This is a genomic window from Burkholderia sp. MBR-1, from assembly GCF_013822785.1.
GTDB lineage: Bacteria > Pseudomonadota > Gammaproteobacteria > Burkholderiales > Burkholderiaceae > Burkholderia > Burkholderia vietnamiensis.
On the sequence record NZ_CP053611.1, the window covers coordinates 1112506 to 1129328 of the forward strand.

The window sequence follows — 16823 nt, forward strand, 5'->3', positions numbered from 1 at the left end:
AGCCTCACTCGCCGAGCAGGCCGCGCGCCGCGAGGTTCGCATACAGCGCGCGCACGCCGAAGCTCCATGGCGCGATCTCCGTGCACAGCCGCACGGTGTTCACGAGCGCGCCGAGCGCGGGCGTCGCGATCGTCACGCGGTCGCCGAGGTGGTGCGTAAAGCCGGCGCCCGGCGCGTCGCGATCCTGGATCGGCGAGAACATCGTGCCGAGGAACAGCATGAAGCCGTCCGGGTACTGGTGATGCGCGCCGCAGGTCTGGGCGACGAGATCGGTCGGGTCGCGGCTGATCTCGCGCATGTGGCTGATGCCGTCGAGCACGAAACCGTCATCGGCGCCTTCGACGCGCAGCGACACGCTGGCCTGCCGCACGCCGTCGAGCGTGAAGCCGTCGGCGAACAGCCGCACGAACGGGCCGATCGCGCACGAGCCGTTGTTGTCCTTGCATTTGCCGAGCAGCAGCGCCGAGCGGCCTTCGATGTCGCGCAGGTTGACGTCGTTGCCGAGCGTCGCGCCGACCGGCCGGCCGTCGCTGGCGACGGCCAGCACGATCTCCGGTTCCGGGTTGTTCCATACCGATGCCGGCAGCAAGCCGACGTCCGCGCCGAAACCGACCGCCGACATCGGCTGCGCCTTGGAGAACACCTCGGCGTCGGGGCCGATGCCGACCTCCATGTATTGCGACCACGCGCCGCGCCGCTCGAGTTCCGCCTTCAGGCGCAGCGCGGCGTCCGAGCCGGGCACGATTTTCGACAGGTCGGTGCCGAGCGTCGCGGTGATCGCTTCGCGCACCTCGCGCGCGCGCGCCGGATCGCCGCCGGCCTGTTCCTCGATCACGCGCTCGATCAGGCTGACGGCGAACGTGACGCCGCAGGCCTTGATGGCCTGCACGTCGCACGGCGCGAGCAGCTGCGCCGCGCCAGGCGTGCCGTCGAGCGCGGCCTGCAGCAGCGGCTCGACGCGGCCGAGCGATTCGCCCGGCGCGCTGCGCGCGAGGTCGACGGCGTCGGCGCGGTCGAACAGGTCCGCGGTGGTCGGCACGGTGCGCGTGATGTCGATCAGTTCGCCGCCGCGCACGGCGACGACGCTCGGGCCCGCGTGGACGCCGTCGTGCCGCCATACGCGGCCGATCAGCAGCGCCTGCGCGAGATCGTGCGGCAGGCAGTCGGAGACGGAAAGAGTACGCATGATGAGCTCGGCTGGAGTCGTGGGACGTTGGATCAATGCGAATGGCGCGGATTGCCGTGCCGTTCGATCACCTTCAGATACAGCGTGGCCGGCTCGAGGCAGCCGCCGGTGGACAGCTGGCCCACGAAGCGGCGATACAGCTCCTGCCACGGCGTTTGCGCCGGCGGCGCGGCGAACGTCGCGGTTTCGCGGCGCCGCGCGAGTTCCGCTTCGTCGACGAGCACGTCGACGGTCCGGCGGTTCAGGTCGACGCGGATGCGGTCGTCGGTGCGCAGCAGCGCGAGGCCGCCGCCCACCGCCGCTTCCGGCGACATGTTCAGGATCGACGGGCTGGCCGACGTGCCGCTCTGGCGTCCGTCGCCCATGCACGGCAGCGACGTCACGCCGCGCTTCACCAGCGCCGCGGGCGGCGCCATGTTGACGACCTCCGCGCTGCCCGGGTAGCCGACCGTGCCGCAGCCGCGGATCACCAGGATGCAGCGCTCGTCGATGTTCAGCTGCGGATCGTCGATGCGCGCGCGGTAGTCCTCGGGGCCGTCGAACACGATCGCGCGTGCGTCGAAGGTGTTTTCGGCGCCCGGCTCGGCGAGGTAGGTCTGACGGAACGCGTCGCCCACCACCGACATCTTCATGATCGCGCTGTCGAAGAAGTTGCCCGACAGCACGATGAAGCCCGCGCCGTGCTTGAGCGGCGCATCGGGCGTGCGGATCACGTCGCGATCGGCGGGCGGCGCGGCATCGGCGATCGCGCCGATCGGCCGGCCGGACACCGTCATGCAATCGCGCCGCAGCAGGCCGGCCGCATCGAGCTGGCGCAGCACCGCGGGCACGCCGCCGGCGCGATGGAAGCTCTCGCCGAGATATTCGCCGGCCGGCATGCAGTTGACGAGCAGCGGCACGGCTTCGCCGAAGCGCTGCCAGTCGTCGAGGCTCAGCTCGACGCCCATGTGGCGCGCGATCGCGATCAGGTGCGGCGGGCAGTTGGTCGACGCACCGAGCGCGGACGCGACGACGATCGCGTTCTCGAACGCGGCGCGCGTCATGATCTGCGACGGACGCACGTCGTCGCGCACCAGCTCGACCGCGCGCTTGCCGGTCGCGTAGGCCATCTGGCCGCGCTCGCGGTAGGCGGCCGGAATGCTCGCGCAGCCCGGCAGCGACATGCCGAGCGCCTCGGCGAGGCTGTTCATCGACAGCGCGGTGCCCATCGTGTTGCAGTGCCCGATCGACGGCGACGCCGCGGTGGTCAGCGCCATGAATCCTTCGTAGTCGATCTCGCCTGCCGCGAGCAGGTTGCGCGCGTGCCAGATCACCGTGCCTGAGCCGACGCGCTTGCCGTCGTGCCAGCCGTCGAGCATCGGCCCGCCCGACAGCACGATGGCCGGCATGTCGACGGTGGCCGCGGCCATCAGGCAGGCGGGGGTGGTCTTGTCGCAGCCGGTGGTCAGCACCACGCCGTCCAGCGGAAAGCCGTGCAGTACTTCCACCAGCCCCAGGTAAGCGAGGTTGCGGTCGAGCGCGGCGGTGGGCCGGCGGCTCTGCTCGGCGAGCGGGTGCACCGGGAACTCCATCGGAATGCCGCCCGCGTCGCGAATGCCGGCGCGCACGCGCTCGGCCAGTTCGAGATGGTGGCGGTTGCACGGTGCGAGGTCGCTGCCCGTCTGCGCGATGCCGATGATCGGGCGACCCGACTGCAGCTCGTCGCGCGTCAACCCGTAGTTCATGAAGCGCTCGACATAGAGCGCCGTCATGTCCGCATGCGCGGGATCGTCGAACCACTCCTGGCTGCGCAGGCGGCGTGGGGTGTTTGCCATGGCGAGGCTGTCTCCGAATAGGACTGTCGTGCGGGACAGTCGTGCGTTGTGCGTGCCGGATAGTTACCGGTAACATCGAGCGGATGTTAGCACGGTGGTTTTGCGTTGCGGAAAGGAATTTGCGCGGAAGGCGGCGCGGCGCTCGTGGCAGGGCGTCGCGCGTTCGCGCGTGGCGGAGCGGGCCGGCGGCGGTCAGCGCGTCACGCGCTTTCGCGCGCGACGATCGTGTAGTCGATCCGGATGCTGCGCGATTCGAGCGGCTCGCCGCCGTCGCGCGCGTGCAGCGCGGCCAGCAGCGCCTCGCCCGTGTGCAGGCCGATGCCGTACGCATCGACCGACACCGTCGTGATGGTCGGATGGCAGCAGGTCGCCACTTCGAAGTTGCCGAAGCCGGCCACGGCGATGTCGGCCGGCACGGCCAGCCCGCGCCGGTGACACTCCATGATCGCGCCGAACGCCGACATGTCGCTCACGCACATCACCGCATCGGTGTCCGGCCATTTGTCCAGCAGCGCGGCCATCGCGGGGCCGCCGTGGCTCATCGTGATCGGCGAATCGCCGAGCCGCACGACGCGCGGTTCGCCCAGTGCGAGCGCCTTGATTTCGGCCTGATAGCCCTTGAGCCGGTCCAGGCCGCGGCGGTCCAGTTCGCTCGCGCCGCCGAGAAAGCCGATGCGCCGATAGCCACGCTCGGCCAGATGCCGCACCATCGCGCGCGCCGCGCGCACGTTCGAGAACCCGACCGCGGCGTCGATCGGGCGCGTGGGCAGATCCCACATCTCGACCACCGGAATGGCCGAGCGCGCCAGCAGCTTGCGCGTCGCGTCGGTGTGCTGCGCGCCGGTCAGCGCGACGCAGCGCGGCTGGTGGCGCAGCATCGAGCGCACCAGCCGTTCTTCGCGTTCGAGGTCGTAGTCGGTATCGCCGAGCAGCAGTTGCAGCCCGTGCGGTTCGAGCGCATCGGTGAGGCCGCGCACGGTGTCCGAGAAGTTGGAGCTCGACAGCGACGGCACCAGCACCGCGACGAATTCCGAACGGCCCGACGACAGCGCGCCGGCTGCGGCATCGGCGACGTAGCCGAGCTGGTCGATGGCGCGGCACACCCGTTCACGCGTGTCGGCGGCCACGCTGTGGCCGGCGAGCACGCGCGACACGGTCATCTTCGATACGCCGGCCAGGCGCGCTACGTCGGACATGCGGGGCGGCCCGGCGGGCCGGACGGCGGTGGGACTGGGCATCGGAATTGCTGTCAAAAGAAGCATGTGAAGGCTACATCATACCGGTGCCGGATCGCGTGCCGAGCGGCGCCCGCGCGCCCGTTGCCGCCGCGCGCGTACTAGGGAAACCACTCGGCGGCTGGCGCTTGAACTGGCCGGTCCCGGCGTGCTACGTTGCTGGGCGTTACCGGTATCAGAGCGCCGGTGGCATCCGTCGCCCCGTCGGCGGATTTTTTTGCCGCAGGATGTTATCGGTAACATCGCCGGCCCGGCGAGCGTGCCGATAAGAAGACCTACACAATCAGGAGACGAACGGATGCCAACCATCACACAGACCGCGGCTGCGCCGGCCGCGGCCGACTTGTCCGAAGACGCCGTCTATCGCAGGGTGATGCGGCGCATCCTGCCCTTGCTGCTGCTGTGCTACGTCGTCGCGTATCTGGACCGCGTCAACGTGGGCTTCGCGAAGCTGCAGATGCTCGACGACCTGAGCCTGAGCGACGGCGTCTATGCGCTCGGCGCCAGCATCTTCTTCTGGGGCTATTTCCTGTTCGAGATGCCCAGCAACCTGCTGCTGCATCGCTACGGCGCGCGCTTCTGGATCGCGCGGATCATGATCACGTGGGGCATCGTGTCGTCGTCGATGGCGTTCATCGTGCCGCTCGCGCAGTTCTTCCACGTGCAGACGTCGACGATGTTCTACGCGCTGCGCTTCCTGCTCGGCCTGTGCGAAGCCGGCTTTTTCCCGGGCGTCATCCTGTACATGAACTACTGGTTCCCGGCGCGTCGCCAGAGCGTCGCGATGTCGGGCTTCCTGGTCGCGATTCCGCTGAGCCTGACGCTCGGCAGCGTGGTGTCCGGCTGGCTGATGGAGCAGACGCACGGGCTGTCGGGTATGAGCGGCTGGCAGTGGATGCTGCTGCTCGAGGGCTTGCCGTCGATCATCCGCGCGTCCGGCGTGCGCAGCCCGCTGCATATCGGGCTGCTCACCGCGATTCCGTATCTGACGGCCATTTTCGCGATGCTGTGGAACGCATCGCACTCGCGCAAGACCGGCGAGCGCCGGCTGCATGCGGCGATTCCCGCGTTGATCGGCGGCGTCGGCCTGATCGCGAGCGCCGCGTGCGCGCAGAACGTGGCGCTGTCGATCGTGTTCCTGACCATCGCGACCTGCGCGATCCTCGCGCTGATGCCGATTTACTGGACGTTCCCCGGCCAGATCCTGTCGGGCACGGCGGCGGCCGCCGGCATCGCGCTGATCAATTCGGTGGGCAACCTGTCCGGCTTCACGGGCTCGATGATCACCGGCATCGCAAAGGAAATGACCGGCAACATCAACAACGGCACCTATGCGCTCGGCGCGTGCCTGCTGATCAGCTGCGTGCTGATCCTGTCGATTCCGCGCAGCATCCTGGTGCCGCCGGCCGAGCGGTAGCACGGCGTGGTCGCATGCGGCGCGGCGGGCGACCTGCCGTATTCCCGGCGCACCGCCGCCCGACCAACATCATGCAGGCGAAGCGGCGCGTTCGGCGGCGCCTCCGCTGCGATACAGCGCAAGCGTCGCGCACAGCCCGCAGCACGCGGCGAAACTGAGCCAGTAGCCGGGCGCCGCCTTGTCGCCGGTCAGCTCGATCAGATAGGTCGACACCGCGGGCGTGAAGCCGCCGAACACCGCGGTGGCGAGGCTGAACGCCAGCGAGAAGCCGGCCACCCGAACGTTGGCGGGCATGATTTCGGTGAGTGCGGCGACCATCGCGCCGTTGTACATGCCGAAGAAGAACGACAGCCACAACAGCACGGCCAGCATGCGGCCGAAGCTCGGTGCGCCGGCGAGCCACGCGAGCGCCGGGTACGACGTCGCGATCGCCAGGACCGTCACGGCGACGAGAATCGGCTTGCGGCCGATGCGGTCCGACAGCGCGCCGCCGACCGGCAGCCACACGAAATTCGACAGGCCGACGCACAACGTGACGATCAGGCTGTCGGCGGTGGAGAGCTTGAGAACCGCCTTGCCGAACGTCGGCGTGTAGACCGTGATCAGGTAGAACGTGGTCGTGGTCATTGCGACGAGCAGCATGCCGGCGAACACCGTCCGCCAGTTCTTCAGCATCGTCGCGAAGACTTCGCGCGCCCGCGGCCGGTGGGTGCGCGCGTTGAACTCTGCGGTTTCCTGCAGCGAGCGGCGCAGCAGGAAGATCGCCGGCACGATCGCGCAACCGATGAAGAACGGAATGCGCCAGCCCCATGCGCCGATCTCCTGGCTCGTCAGCAGATGATTGAGCAGATAGCCGATGGCCGCCGCGACGACGATCGCGACCTGCTGGCTCGCCGACTGCCAGCTCGTGTAGAAGCCCTTGTGGCCCGGCGTCGCCATTTCCGCCAGATAGACGGACACGCCGCCCAGTTCCGCGCCCGCGGAGAAGCCCTGCAGCAGCCGCCCGAGCAGCACCAGCACGGGCGCGGCGACGCCGATCGTCGCATAGCCCGGCACGCATGCGATGAGCACCGTCCCGCTCGCCATGATCGACAGCGTGACGATCAGGCCTTTGCGCCGTCCCACTTCGTCGATGTAGGCGCCGAGCACGATCGCGCCGAGCGGACGCATCAGGAAGCCGGCGCCGAACACGGCGAACGTCAGCAGCAGCGACGCGAATTCGCTCGCCGTCGGAAAGAAGACCCGCGAGATCGTGGTCGCGTAGAAGCCGAACAGGAAGAAGTCGAATTGCTCGAGAAAATTGCCGCTGGTCACGCGCAGGACCGCGCCGAGCTTCGACGGGCGGGCGGCGGCGCGAACCGGCGCGTCTGACGGTAAGCGATGCATGAGTTGTCTCCTATGGTGTGGTGGGCGGATCTGGCGCGATGCCGATCCGCTTCGCATGGCCCGGATCAGTCCGGGCTCGGTTGCAGGCGAGCGGCCTGCCGCTTCTCGATCGACGCCTTGAGCAGTGCGGCGCAGCGAAAGACGCCGTGCGCGAATTTTCCGTACGGCAACGTGACGAACAGCGCCATCACGATGCCGAGGTGGACGGCAAGCAGGCACGCCATCGCGCCGCTGTCACGCCATGCGAGCAGCGCCAGCCCCGAAGCGCTCACGAGCATCAGCAGCGCGATGAAGCCGCGATCCATCGGGCGCTGCTTCGGATCGGTCCGCGCCGGGTCGCGCCGCAGGTTGAGCCAGAGCAGGCCGGCCGGGCCGATCAGCAGGCCGATTCCGCCCGCCGTCCCGAGCAGCACGGGGACGCTCGCGAACGCATACGGCGCATGCAGGTTCAGCGCGTAGTGATAGAAGGTGGCCGTCACGGTGGCCGCGAAGCACAGCATGAAGCCGTAGAACGTGAAGTGATGGAAGCGGCGTCGCGCGAGCGTGAACGCATCGTCCGCCTCGTTGCAGCCGTCGCCGTGGCCGCCGCCGAGATAGGTCAGCGCGAGCGCGTGCTGCGCCGCTTCCGCCACGGCCGGGACGCTCGCCGTGCCGGCCGACACGTCGCGCCAGAACCGCTTCACGCCGTTGCCGAGCGCGAGCATCGCGAGGCCGAACACGCCGCCGAACATCGCCGCCAGCAGGTTGTGCGGAAACACCGCATAGAAGTTGCCGTGCGCCGCGCCGCTCAGCAGCGACCCGTTCAGCGCGGCGCCGAGTATCAGGAACAGCGCGAGCCCGACGGCGAGCGCGAGCGCGATGGTGAGTCCGTTGCGCTGATAGAGCTTGCCCATCGGCGCCGGCCACGCGTACTCGACGTAGGTATCGAAGCGGACCTGCGCCATCGCCTTCGGCACGTTGACGGCGAACGCGTGCGGCGGCGCGTACTGGCATGCGTGATAGCACGCGCCGCAGTTGTGGCACAGGTTCGCGAGGTAGTTGACGTCCGCCTTGGCGAACGCCATCCGGCGCGTCATGGCGGGGAAGACCGCGCAAAATCCCTCGCAATAGCGGCACGCATTGCAGATGCTCATCTGCCGCGCGACTTCGGCTTCGTTGTCGGTGACGGGCTGCAGGCGAATGACCGGCCGGCCGGCGGCGTGCGCGGGGGGTTCGGCGCGCTCGGTGCGAGCGACGCGCGCGGCCGGCGGCGCGTCGTGGATGCGTTCTTCAAGATTCTGCACGTTGAACTCCAGTCGATTGCGCGGCCTTCGCCGCCTGAGTGCCGGCGATACGTCCGAACGCGGTGCCGATCGACATGCCGACGCCGGCCGTATAGCCCTTGCCGAGCACGTTGCCGGCCATCATTTCGCCCGCGACGAACAGGTTGTCGCTCGGTTGCCCGCCGAAATGGACTTGTGCGCGCTCGTTGACCTTGAGCCCCAGGTACGTGAACGTGATGCCCGGTCGCAGCGCGTAGCCGAAGAACGGCGGGGTGTCGAGCGGGCGCGCCCAGTGGGTCTTCGCCGGCGTGAGCCCTTCGGTGCGGCAGTCGTCGAGCGTCGTGTGGTCGAAGGTGCCGCCGCGGCAGGCCGCGTTGTAGGCGTTCAGCGTGGCGACGAACGCGTGCTCGGGCAGCTTCAGGCCGCGCGCGAGTTCCGGCAGCGAATCGGCCCGGACGCCGGGAAACACCGGCGGCATGAAGCGTCCGAGCGCCTTTGCGTCGATGATCGAGTAGGCGATCTGGCCCGGCTGCCGCGCGACGAGCCGGCCCCAGATCGCATAGCGCTTCGGCCAGAAGTCTTCCCCTTCGTCATAGAAGCGCTCTGCGTCGCGGTTGACGACGACACCCAGCGACACGCAGTCGATGCGCGTGCAGATGCCGCCGTCGTACAGCGGCGCGCGGGCGTCGATCGCGACGCAATGCGATTGCGACGGATCGCCGATCGCGTCCGCGCCGGCGTCGATCATGTAGCGCAGCAGCACGCCCTGATTGAAGCGCGTGCCGCGGATCAGGAAGTTGTCGGCGGGCCACTCGCCGCGCTCGTCTTGTCCCCACGCTTCGCGCAACCATGCGCGATTGGATTCGAAGCCGCCTGCCGCGAGCACGCAGCTGCGTGCCTCGAAGCGTTGCGCGCCGCTGCGCGCGGCGACGAAGCGCGCGCCGTCAAGTTCGATCGCGTCGACCGGCGTGTCGTAGCGGATCTGCACGCCGAGCGCTTCGGCGCTGCGGTAATAGGCGTTCACGAGCGCTTTGCCGCCGCCCATGAAGAAGGCGTTGGTGCGCGCGACGTGCAGCGCGCCGGACAGCGGCGGCTGAAAGCGCACGCCATGCGCCTGCATCCACGGACGACAGGTCGACGACGCGCGGATCACGAGCCGCGCCAGCGCCTCGTCGGTGATGCCGCCGGTCACCTTCAGCAGGTCCTGCCAGTATTCCTCTTCGGGATAGGCGCCGATCAGCACGTCCTGCGGCGCGTCGTGCATGCAACGCAGATTGCGGGTGTGCTGCGAGTTGCCGCCGCGCCATTCGCGCGGGGCCGATTCGAGCAGCAGCACCGAAGCGCCTGCTTCGCGCGCCATCAGCGCGGCGCAGAGCGCGGCATTGCCGCCGCCGATCACGAGTACGTCGACCATCTGAGTTGTCTCCTTTGAGACGCGACTCTACGGATCGACGCGACACGCCGCCATCACGCGGACGGCAACACGTCTTCAGTTTTCGTGAAGGGAAGGGCTACGTGCGCAGCGTGGCGCCCGGCCAGCGGCCGGCCGCGACGATTTCGCGCGCCACGTCGGCGAGTACGACGCGCGCGGCCAGCCCGGCCGGCGACAGCTCGTCGTCGGACACGCTCGCGATCAGGTTGGGCCGCGTCGCATGTGCGTCGGCAATCGGAACGCTCGCGAGCGCCGCATTCTCGAGCCGCGCGAGCGCCGCGCCCGGCTGGATGGTCGCGCCGAGGCCGCCGCGCACCGCGTCCATCAGCATCGCGAGGCCGTCGACTTCGGCGGTGATGTGCGGCGTAAAGCCGGTGCGCGCGAACGCGGCATCGAGCAGCGCGCGCAAGCCATGCGGGCCGCTGGGCAGGATCAGCGGCAGCGCGCCGAGTTGCGCGAGACCCACGGGCGACCCTTCGGGCATGCCGGGCTGGCCGGCGCAGCCGATCACGAACAGATGCTCGTCGAGCAGCGGCATGACGCTCCAGCGCTGCGCGGGCTCCTCGCGGAACAGCACGGCCAGGTCGATCTGCCGCGCGCTCAGCATCGCGCCGAGGTAGCCGGACAGGCTCTCGACCATGCGCAGCCGCACCTCGGGATAGCGCAGCCGCATCGCCTTCATGAACGCGAGGCCGAGCACGCCCGTGGTGCTCGGCGCGAGCCCCACGCTGACGTGCCCGGACAGGCGCGCCTGACGGGCGGCGAGCGCCGCATCGTCGATGTGGCGCAACGCGAGCTGCGCCTGTCGCCAGAAGGCGAGCCCCGCGTCGGTCGGCACGACGCCCGTGGAGGTTCGCTGCAGCAGGCGCGTGGACAACTCGCTCTCGAGCCGGCTGATCTGCTGGCTCAGCGCCGACGTCACGACGCCGAGCTCCAGCGCTGCCTTGCCCATGCTGCCGTGCTCGACCACGCAGACGAAATAGCGCAGTTGCCTGAGTTCCATCGATGCCTCGAATTGATGCGACGGCGACATTGTCGCAGCCGACGCGCGATGCGTCGCGCGAATCGCTTTCCGATCGCCACCGGATCGCTACCGGATCGCTACCGGATCGCCGGTGCGCATGAACGTCGCGACTCGAATCCCGCAGCGGAGCGGTTCTCTTTTTGTCGTTATTCGCATGCGCTCAAGCGCGCATCGATTCATGGATGAACCGCGCGGCGCTATTGCGATATTCGATTATTCATGGATGAAACGGGCGAATGATTTGCTCGCGCAGAAAATCGCCCGCCGCGTGTGATCTCGCAATCCGTAACGTATCTGCGTTACGGCGTGTCGTTACGTAACGGCCGAGAACGCGGCATTCGCGCAAACGTTACACCGGCCTGTTTCGATTTATTCAGATTATTGGCCCGCACACCTAGGTCATTGGTTTATCGATGGTTTTCCGCGCTGCAGCATCAGAATGCGCAGCGGTGGCACGGAACCTGCATTAAATGCCATGTGCCGCAGTAGTTAATACCATAACGTTAGACCAACCATGAATTACACAAGCATTCCGATCACCGGCCGCGCCGTGGGGGCAAGGCGGCCGGGGCTGGGCCTTCAATCGACGGAGGAGGTCCGCTCGCGCGTCCATTGCGGATTGCTGCGGCACGACATGTCCGTCGCCCCATTGCGTGTTATCGAGCCGTTTTCCGCGCCTGTACATAACGGTGCGATGCGCGCTTTCGAGCAGGCTGCAGTGCGTTCAACGTCCGCATGGCCCTCGCGAATCGTGGCGTGGGTCCGCTAGTCGCGAATTCGATTTCATAAGGGCATTCGAATTAATTGATTGGTTCGCGCGAATGAATCGCATTCGCGGCGAATGTGCGATGCATCGGGATACCGAGGGCTTAACGCGTCCGGCATTTCCGCGCATGTGAAAAGAGCTTGTATTGAGGAGCGCAAAAATGGGCGAACTCGCTTCCATCGGTAATGCGCGCATTGCCGCTGCGGATCTGCACGAACCCGGCCGCGGCGCCGCCGCCGCCGCCGCGGTCGTGCCGGTGATCCTGGCCGGCGGCGCGGGCACGCGGCTGTGGCCGATGTCGCGCGAGCAGCATCCGAAGCAGCTGACGCAGCTCGTCGGCGACGAATCGTTGCTGGAATCGACGCTGCGTCGCGTGCGCGGTCTGTCCGCGACGTTCGAGCTGGCCGCTGCGCAGGTGGTGTGCGGCGATGCGCATCGGCACATCACGGTGCGCCAGCTCGCGGCGAGCGAGCTGCGCGCGCAGGTGATCGTCGAGCCGGCGCGGCGCGACACGGCGCCCGCCATGACGCTCGCGGCCGAACTCGCGCGCGTGCGGCACGGCGATGCGGTGCTGGCGGTGATGCCGGCCGATCACGCGATCGCCGATACGGCCGCTTTCGAGCGTGCGATGGAGACGGCGTTGCGCTACGCGCAGCTCGGTTGCCTCGCGACGCTCGGCGTGCGGCCGACGCATGCCGATTCGGGCTTCGGCTATCTGCGCACCGGCATGCCGGTGGCGCTGGACGGCGCCGCGGGCGCGTTCGCGCTCGATGCGTTCGTCGAGAAGCCCGCGCCGGAAATCGCCGCGCATTACGTCGCGTCCGGGTCGCACTGGTGGAACAGCGGGATCTACGTCGTGCGCGCCAGCGTGTGGCTGCGTGCGATCGCCGCGCTTGCGCCGGAGATTCATCACGCGTGCGTCGCCGCGATCCGCGACGGCGCCGCCGCGGCGGACTGCTTCCATCCGGCCGCGCAGCCGTTCGCCGCGTGTCCGTCGAACTCGATCGACTACGCGGTGATGGAGCGGCTCTCGTCGCTCGCCGAACCGCCGACGGCCGTTGCGGTGCCGCTCGACGCGGGCTGGTCCGATCTCGGTTCGTGGGACGCGGTGTGGGCCGCGCTCGACAAGGACGCGAACGGCAACGCCGGGCGCGGGCGCGTGATGTTCGAGGACGCAGCCGCGTGCTACGCGCATTCCGAGGGCCGGCTCGTCGCGTGCGTCGGCGTCAGCAACGTGGCGGTGGTCGAGACGCCCGATGCGGTGCTGGTGGTGAACCGCGAGCAGGTTCAGGGCGTCAAGTCGCTGGTGGCACGGATCAAGGCCGAGCGCGGCGCGGAAGCCGACACGCATCGGCTCGTGCGGCGTCCTTGGGGCTGTTACGACTCGGTCGATCGCGGCGAGCGCTTTCAGGTGAAGCGGATCGTCGTCGATCCGGGCGCGCGTCTGTCGTTGCAGATGCATCACCATCGCGCCGAACACTGGACCGTCGTGAAAGGCACCGCGGCGGTCACGCGCGGCGACGAGCAGTTCCTGCTCGGCGAGAACGAATCGACGTACATCCCGATGGGCGTGCGCCACCGGCTCGAAAACCCGGGGCGGCTGCCGCTGGAAATCATCGAAGTGCAGACCGGCAGCTATCTCGGCGAAGACGACATCGTCCGCTTCGACGACGCCTACGGACGCGTGTGACCGCGATTGCGGCGCGCTCGTGCGCCGCGTGGAGAAAGCCCATGTTTGGAGTTCAGTCGATGGTGGCGCGCGTGCTCGACGCGGTGGTCGTGGTGGCCGCGGCGGCCGTCGCGTCGCATGTGCGCTTCGCCGACGATCCGCTCGGCCGATCCGACGCGATGGTCGTGCCGTTCGTCGTGATGCTGACGCTCGCCGTGTTTCCGGCCTTGCAGGTGTATCAGTCGTGGCGCGGGCGCTCGTGGATCGCGATGATCAGCCGCATCAGCGCCGCGTGGATCGCGGTGCAGGCCTGCAACCTGGTGCTGCTGTTCGCGCTGCATCGGGCCGATCAGGTGTCGCGCCTGTGGTTCGCGTACTGGACCGGCATCGCCGGATGCGGATTCATCGCGATGCGCATGCTCGCGTATGCGATGCTCGCGCGCGTCAGGCATGCGGGCCTGAACCTGCGCAAGGTGGCGATCGTCGGCAGCGGCGCCTATGCGGTGCGCGTGATCGAGACGCTCGCGCTGTCGCCCGCGAGCGGCTTTCGCCCGGTGCTGTTCCACGATCCGGCCGGCGCGTCCAACGGCGTGCTTCCGGCGATCACCGACTTCGCCGCGTTCGCCGCGGCCGTGCGCGCCGAAGCGGCCACCGAAATCTGGCTCGCGGTGCCGATCTGCGAGGAGCGCACGATCCGGCGCGTGTTGAAGGCGTTCGGCGACGACCTCGTCAACATCCGCTTCATGCCGGACATGCGCAGCATCGCGTGGCTCGGCGGCACGATGATGGATCTGGTCGGGATGCCCGCGATCAATCTGGTCGCGTCGCCGATGTCGCATCGCGCGCTGCTGCAGAAGGCGCTGTTCGACCGCGTGTTCGCGGCGGCGGCGCTCGTCGCGCTCGCGCCGCTGCTCGGCGCGATCGCCGTCGCGGTGAAGCTGTCGTCGCCGGGCCCGGTGCTGTTTACGCAGTATCGGAAAGGCGCGGACGGCCGCGTCTTTCGCATCTACAAGTTCCGCACGATGCGCGTACACGCCGACCCGGCCGGCGTCGTGCGTCAGGCCACGCGCGGCGATGCGCGCATCACGCGGGTCGGCGCATTCCTGCGCCGCACGAGCCTCGACGAACTGCCGCAGTTCTTCAACGTGCTGCGCGGCGACATGTCGGTCGTCGGGCCGCGGCCGCATGCGATCGAGCACGACGATCTGTACCGGCCGCTCGTCGACGGCTACATCCATCGCTACCGGATCAAGCCCGGTATCACCGGCTGGGCGCAGGTCAACGGCTATCGCGGCGAAACCGACCAACTCGACAAGATGGTCGGGCGCGTCCAGCACGACCTCTATTACCTGCGCAACTGGTCCTTCGGGCTCGACATGCGAATCGTCGCGGCCACGGTGCTGAAGGGCTTCGTGCATCCGAACGCGTACTGAGGCCGCCCATGATCGAACGCATTCTGATCGTTTGCGACGGCAACGCATGCCGCAGCCCGATGGCGAGCGCGATGCTTGCGCGGGCGCTGCCGTTCATCCAGGTGCGCAGCGCGGGACTGATCGCGCTGGCCGGGCGGCCCGCCGCGCAGGCCGCGATCGACGCGATGCGCGCGCGCGGCTTCGACCTCACGCCGCATATCGCGCAGCCCGTGCATCTGGGCCACGTGCGCGCCTCGCAGCTGATTCTCGCGATGACGCTCGTCCAGTGCCGCGAAATCGAACGCCGCTATCCGTTTGCGCGCGGCCGCGTGTTCCAGCTCGACCACGCGACCAAGCGCGATATCGAGGATCCGGTCGGCAAGTCGGCGGACGTGTTCGATGCCGTGGCCGCCCATATCGAGCGCGCGGTCGCGCAGTGGATCGTGCGCATTCCGGCCGCCGCCGCACATGGAGGCGCGTGATGCGACGGCGCGTGCTGCGATTCGCGATGCTTGCGTGCGCGATCGGCGCAGCGGCGCCGCACGGCGGTGCGTGTGCGGCCGCTGCGCTGACGGTGTCCGCGCGTGGGCTCGCCAGCCTCGCGAACGTCGCGCCGTCGCGCGCGGATGGCGCGCGTGGCGCGCGTGCAAAGCCGGCGGCCGCGTCCGGCGTTGCCGTGCCGGCAGCCGGCTATTACGCGCTGCTGCCGATCGAGCGGCGCATGCGTGCGTTCTCGCTCGACGCGCCCGACCTGCCGGGCGTGCCGCGCGCCGGCCACGCGCGCCGCGTCGCGGTTCCGACTCGCGGCGCGCAGGACGGTGCGCGCGACGACTGGCCCGGCCTCGCGCCACCGTGGGCTCGCTCGCCATGGTGACCGACCGCAACGCATGCGAGCGGCGCGCACGGACGCTCGCCGTCGCGCAACGAAACGAGAGCCGCCGTGCGCCTGCTGCCGCGACGGACGCAACGACAGCCCGACATACGAGGCCGCAATGAATCGAGCATCAGACGTTGTATCGACCGCAGGCCACTGGGGCCGCTGGGGCCGACCGGGCCGCTGGGGCCGCGCGCTGGCGCCGCTCGCGCTGTCCGTTGTCGTGGCCGGCTGCGCGGTCGCACCGGGCATGCGGATGAACGACGCGCCGGCCCTTCAGCTGAGCAGTGCGCGCAACGGCGAGCCGGCGCGGGCGCTCGACGTGCCGATCCGCGAGATCGACGTCGACCTGCTGCAGCGGATGCGCGGCGGCGACGCCGGCGACCGGTCGGCGAACGTCGATGCGTTGCTGGCCGAGCGTGCGAAGGGCGGCTACCGCATCGGCGCGGGCGACGTGCTGCAGATCACGGTGTGGGACCACCCGGAGCTGTCCGCGGCGGCGCCGACCACCCAGACGTCGTCGACGCAACGGCCGAGCGACCCGGTCGGCGGCTTCGTCGTCGACGAGAACGGCAGCGTGCAGTTTCCGTATGTCGGCACGCTCGCGGTCGCGAGCAGGACGACGACCGAGGTGCGCGATGCGTTCCGCGTCGCGCTCGCGAAAACGTTCCGCGATCCGCAGGTCACCGTGCGCGTCACGTCGTACCGCAGCCAGCAGGTCTACGTCGAAGGCGAGGTGCGCAATCCCGGCAACCAGCCGATCAACGACGTGCCGATGACGCTCATCGAGGCGCTCGATCGTGCGGGCGGCCTGCAGCCCACCGCCGACCGCAGCCGGATCGAGCTGCTGCGCGGCGACGCGCGCTACGTGCTCGACCTGTCGCGGCTCGTCGCGCGGCGGATCGACCCGGCGCGCATCCTGCTGCGCAATCGCGACGTGCTGCGCGTGCAGTCGCGCGAGGACAGCGGCGCATACGTGATGGGCGAGGTCACGAAGCCGACGCTCGCGCTGCCGCTGCGCGACGGGTCGCTCACGCTCGGCGACGCGTTGCAGCAGGCCGGCAGCTTCAACAGCGGCACCGCCGACACCGCGCAGGTGTACGTGATCCGCGCGCGCGGCTCGCGTACGCCGGACGTGTTCCATCTCGACGCGAAGTCGCCGGTCGCGATGGTCCTCGCGAACGACTTCAGGCTCGCGCCGAAGGACGTCGTCTATGTCGACGGCAACGGCCTCGTGCGCTTCAGCCGCGTGCTGTCGCTGCTGCTGCCCGCGATCAATGCCGGCATGACCGGCGCGCTCGTCGCGAAATGATCGCCCGCCGCGTCGCAGCGACCGCGCCGTAACC

General features: G+C 69.1%; 14 protein-coding genes. 7 read left to right on the plus strand and 7 right to left on the minus strand.

Going from position 1 to position 16823, the window contains the following annotated elements; translation table 11 throughout:
* Positions 1 to 4: 4 nt before the first annotated feature.
* The 3 genes from MBR110_RS29295 to MBR110_RS29305 all read right to left on the minus strand — a co-directional run bounded on the left by MBR110_RS29295 (position 5) and on the right by MBR110_RS29305 (position 4238).
* Positions 5 to 1186 (minus strand): fumarylacetoacetate hydrolase family protein, encoded by a 1182-nt coding sequence (locus MBR110_RS29295; protein ID WP_175984218.1) that lies wholly within the window; start codon positions 1184 to 1186, stop codon positions 5 to 7.
* Positions 1187 to 1218: 32 nt separating this feature from the next.
* A complete protein-coding gene (locus tag MBR110_RS29300) occupies positions 1219 to 3000 on the minus strand; it encodes an IlvD/Edd family dehydratase (protein WP_011879750.1) in 1782 nt (593 codons plus the stop codon).
* 200 nt (positions 3001 to 3200) lie between these two features.
* The gene (locus tag MBR110_RS29305) at positions 3201 to 4238 is read right to left on the minus strand and encodes a LacI family DNA-binding transcriptional regulator (protein WP_081071286.1); all 1038 of its coding nucleotides are present in this window, start codon (positions 4236 to 4238) and stop codon (positions 3201 to 3203) included.
* A gap of 295 nt (positions 4239 to 4533) precedes the next feature.
* Between MBR110_RS29305 and MBR110_RS29310 the strand changes: the two genes are divergently transcribed.
* A complete protein-coding gene (locus MBR110_RS29310; RefSeq protein WP_181709603.1) occupies positions 4534 to 5652 on the plus strand; it encodes an MFS transporter in 1119 nt (372 codons plus the stop codon).
* A gap of 69 nt (positions 5653 to 5721) precedes the next feature.
* On the opposite strand, the gene MBR110_RS29315 is transcribed toward MBR110_RS29310, so the two are convergent.
* From MBR110_RS29315 to MBR110_RS29330, 4 genes are all read right to left on the minus strand, one after another.
* Positions 5722 to 7038: an MFS transporter gene (locus MBR110_RS29315; protein ID WP_014725561.1), complete on the minus strand. Its 1317-nt coding sequence runs from the start codon at positions 7036 to 7038 to the stop codon at positions 5722 to 5724.
* Between the two features lie 65 nt (positions 7039 to 7103).
* On the minus strand, positions 7104 to 8321 hold the full coding sequence (gene tcuB / locus MBR110_RS29320) for a tricarballylate utilization 4Fe-4S protein TcuB (protein ID WP_309486124.1): 1218 nt from the start codon (positions 8319 to 8321) through the stop codon (positions 7104 to 7106).
* A complete protein-coding gene (gene tcuA / locus MBR110_RS29325) occupies positions 8308 to 9714 on the minus strand; it encodes an FAD-dependent tricarballylate dehydrogenase TcuA (RefSeq protein ID WP_059895906.1) in 1407 nt (468 codons plus the stop codon). Before tcuA ends, tcuB begins: the two co-directional genes overlap by 14 nt.
* Before the next feature lie 97 nt (positions 9715 to 9811).
* Positions 9812 to 10735 (minus strand): LysR family transcriptional regulator, encoded by a 924-nt coding sequence (locus MBR110_RS29330; RefSeq protein WP_176315348.1) that lies wholly within the window; start codon positions 10733 to 10735, stop codon positions 9812 to 9814.
* 118 nt (positions 10736 to 10853) lie between these two features.
* Between MBR110_RS29330 and MBR110_RS29335 the strand changes: the two genes are divergently transcribed.
* The 6 genes from MBR110_RS29335 (at position 10854) to MBR110_RS29360 (ending at position 16789) form a co-directional block, all read left to right on the plus strand.
* Positions 10854 to 11030 carry a hypothetical protein gene (locus tag MBR110_RS29335; protein WP_181709604.1) on the plus strand — a complete coding sequence of 59 codons (177 nt, stop codon included), beginning with the start codon at positions 10854 to 10856 and terminating at the stop codon, positions 11028 to 11030.
* Between the two features lie 652 nt (positions 11031 to 11682).
* Positions 11683 to 13212 (plus strand): mannose-1-phosphate guanylyltransferase/mannose-6-phosphate isomerase, encoded by a 1530-nt coding sequence (locus MBR110_RS29340; RefSeq protein ID WP_014725566.1) that lies wholly within the window; start codon positions 11683 to 11685, stop codon positions 13210 to 13212.
* A gap of 41 nt (positions 13213 to 13253) precedes the next feature.
* A complete protein-coding gene (locus tag MBR110_RS29345) occupies positions 13254 to 14624 on the plus strand; it encodes an undecaprenyl-phosphate glucose phosphotransferase (protein ID WP_034194356.1) in 1371 nt (456 codons plus the stop codon).
* 8 nt (positions 14625 to 14632) lie between these two features.
* The gene (locus MBR110_RS29350; protein ID WP_014725568.1) at positions 14633 to 15085 is read left to right on the plus strand and encodes an arsenate reductase/protein-tyrosine-phosphatase family protein; all 453 of its coding nucleotides are present in this window, start codon (positions 14633 to 14635) and stop codon (positions 15083 to 15085) included.
* Positions 15085 to 15477, plus strand: coding sequence for a hypothetical protein (locus tag MBR110_RS29355; RefSeq protein WP_181709605.1), 393 nt, complete (start codon positions 15085 to 15087; stop codon positions 15475 to 15477). The genes MBR110_RS29350 and MBR110_RS29355 overlap by 1 nt, the downstream gene beginning before the upstream one ends.
* Positions 15478 to 15595: 118 nt before the next feature.
* Positions 15596 to 16789, plus strand: coding sequence for a polysaccharide biosynthesis/export family protein (locus MBR110_RS29360; RefSeq protein ID WP_181709606.1), 1194 nt, complete (start codon positions 15596 to 15598; stop codon positions 16787 to 16789).
* Positions 16790 to 16823: the final 34 nt, after the last annotated feature.

Bases quoted from the DNA above. Each gene is read 5' to 3' on its own strand.
- MBR110_RS29295 (WP_175984218.1), bottom strand. From the start codon at position 1,186: ATGCGTACTCTTTCCGTCTCCGACTGCCTGCCGCACGATCTCGCGCAG.
- MBR110_RS29300 (WP_011879750.1), bottom strand. From the start codon at position 3,000: ATGGCAAACACCCCACGCCGCCTGCGCAGCCAGGAGTGGTTCGACGAT.
- MBR110_RS29305 (WP_081071286.1), bottom strand. From the start codon at position 4,238: ATGCCCAGTCCCACCGCCGTCCGGCCCGCCGGGCCGCCCCGCATGTCC.
- MBR110_RS29310 (WP_181709603.1), top strand. From the start codon at position 4,534: ATGCCAACCATCACACAGACCGCGGCTGCGCCGGCCGCGGCCGACTTG.
- MBR110_RS29315 (WP_014725561.1), bottom strand. From the start codon at position 7,038: ATGCATCGCTTACCGTCAGACGCGCCGGTTCGCGCCGCCGCCCGCCCG.
- tcuA (WP_059895906.1), bottom strand. From the start codon at position 9,714: ATGGTCGACGTACTCGTGATCGGCGGCGGCAATGCCGCGCTCTGCGCC.
- MBR110_RS29330 (WP_176315348.1), bottom strand. From the start codon at position 10,735: ATGGAACTCAGGCAACTGCGCTATTTCGTCTGCGTGGTCGAGCACGGC.
- MBR110_RS29335 (WP_181709604.1), top strand. From the start codon at position 10,854: ATGAACGTCGCGACTCGAATCCCGCAGCGGAGCGGTTCTCTTTTTGTC.
- MBR110_RS29340 (WP_014725566.1), top strand. From the start codon at position 11,683: ATGGGCGAACTCGCTTCCATCGGTAATGCGCGCATTGCCGCTGCGGAT.
- MBR110_RS29345 (WP_034194356.1), top strand. From the start codon at position 13,254: ATGTTTGGAGTTCAGTCGATGGTGGCGCGCGTGCTCGACGCGGTGGTC.
- MBR110_RS29350 (WP_014725568.1), top strand. From the start codon at position 14,633: ATGATCGAACGCATTCTGATCGTTTGCGACGGCAACGCATGCCGCAGC.
- MBR110_RS29355 (WP_181709605.1), top strand. From the start codon at position 15,085: ATGCGACGGCGCGTGCTGCGATTCGCGATGCTTGCGTGCGCGATCGGC.
- MBR110_RS29360 (WP_181709606.1), top strand. From the start codon at position 15,596: ATGAATCGAGCATCAGACGTTGTATCGACCGCAGGCCACTGGGGCCGC.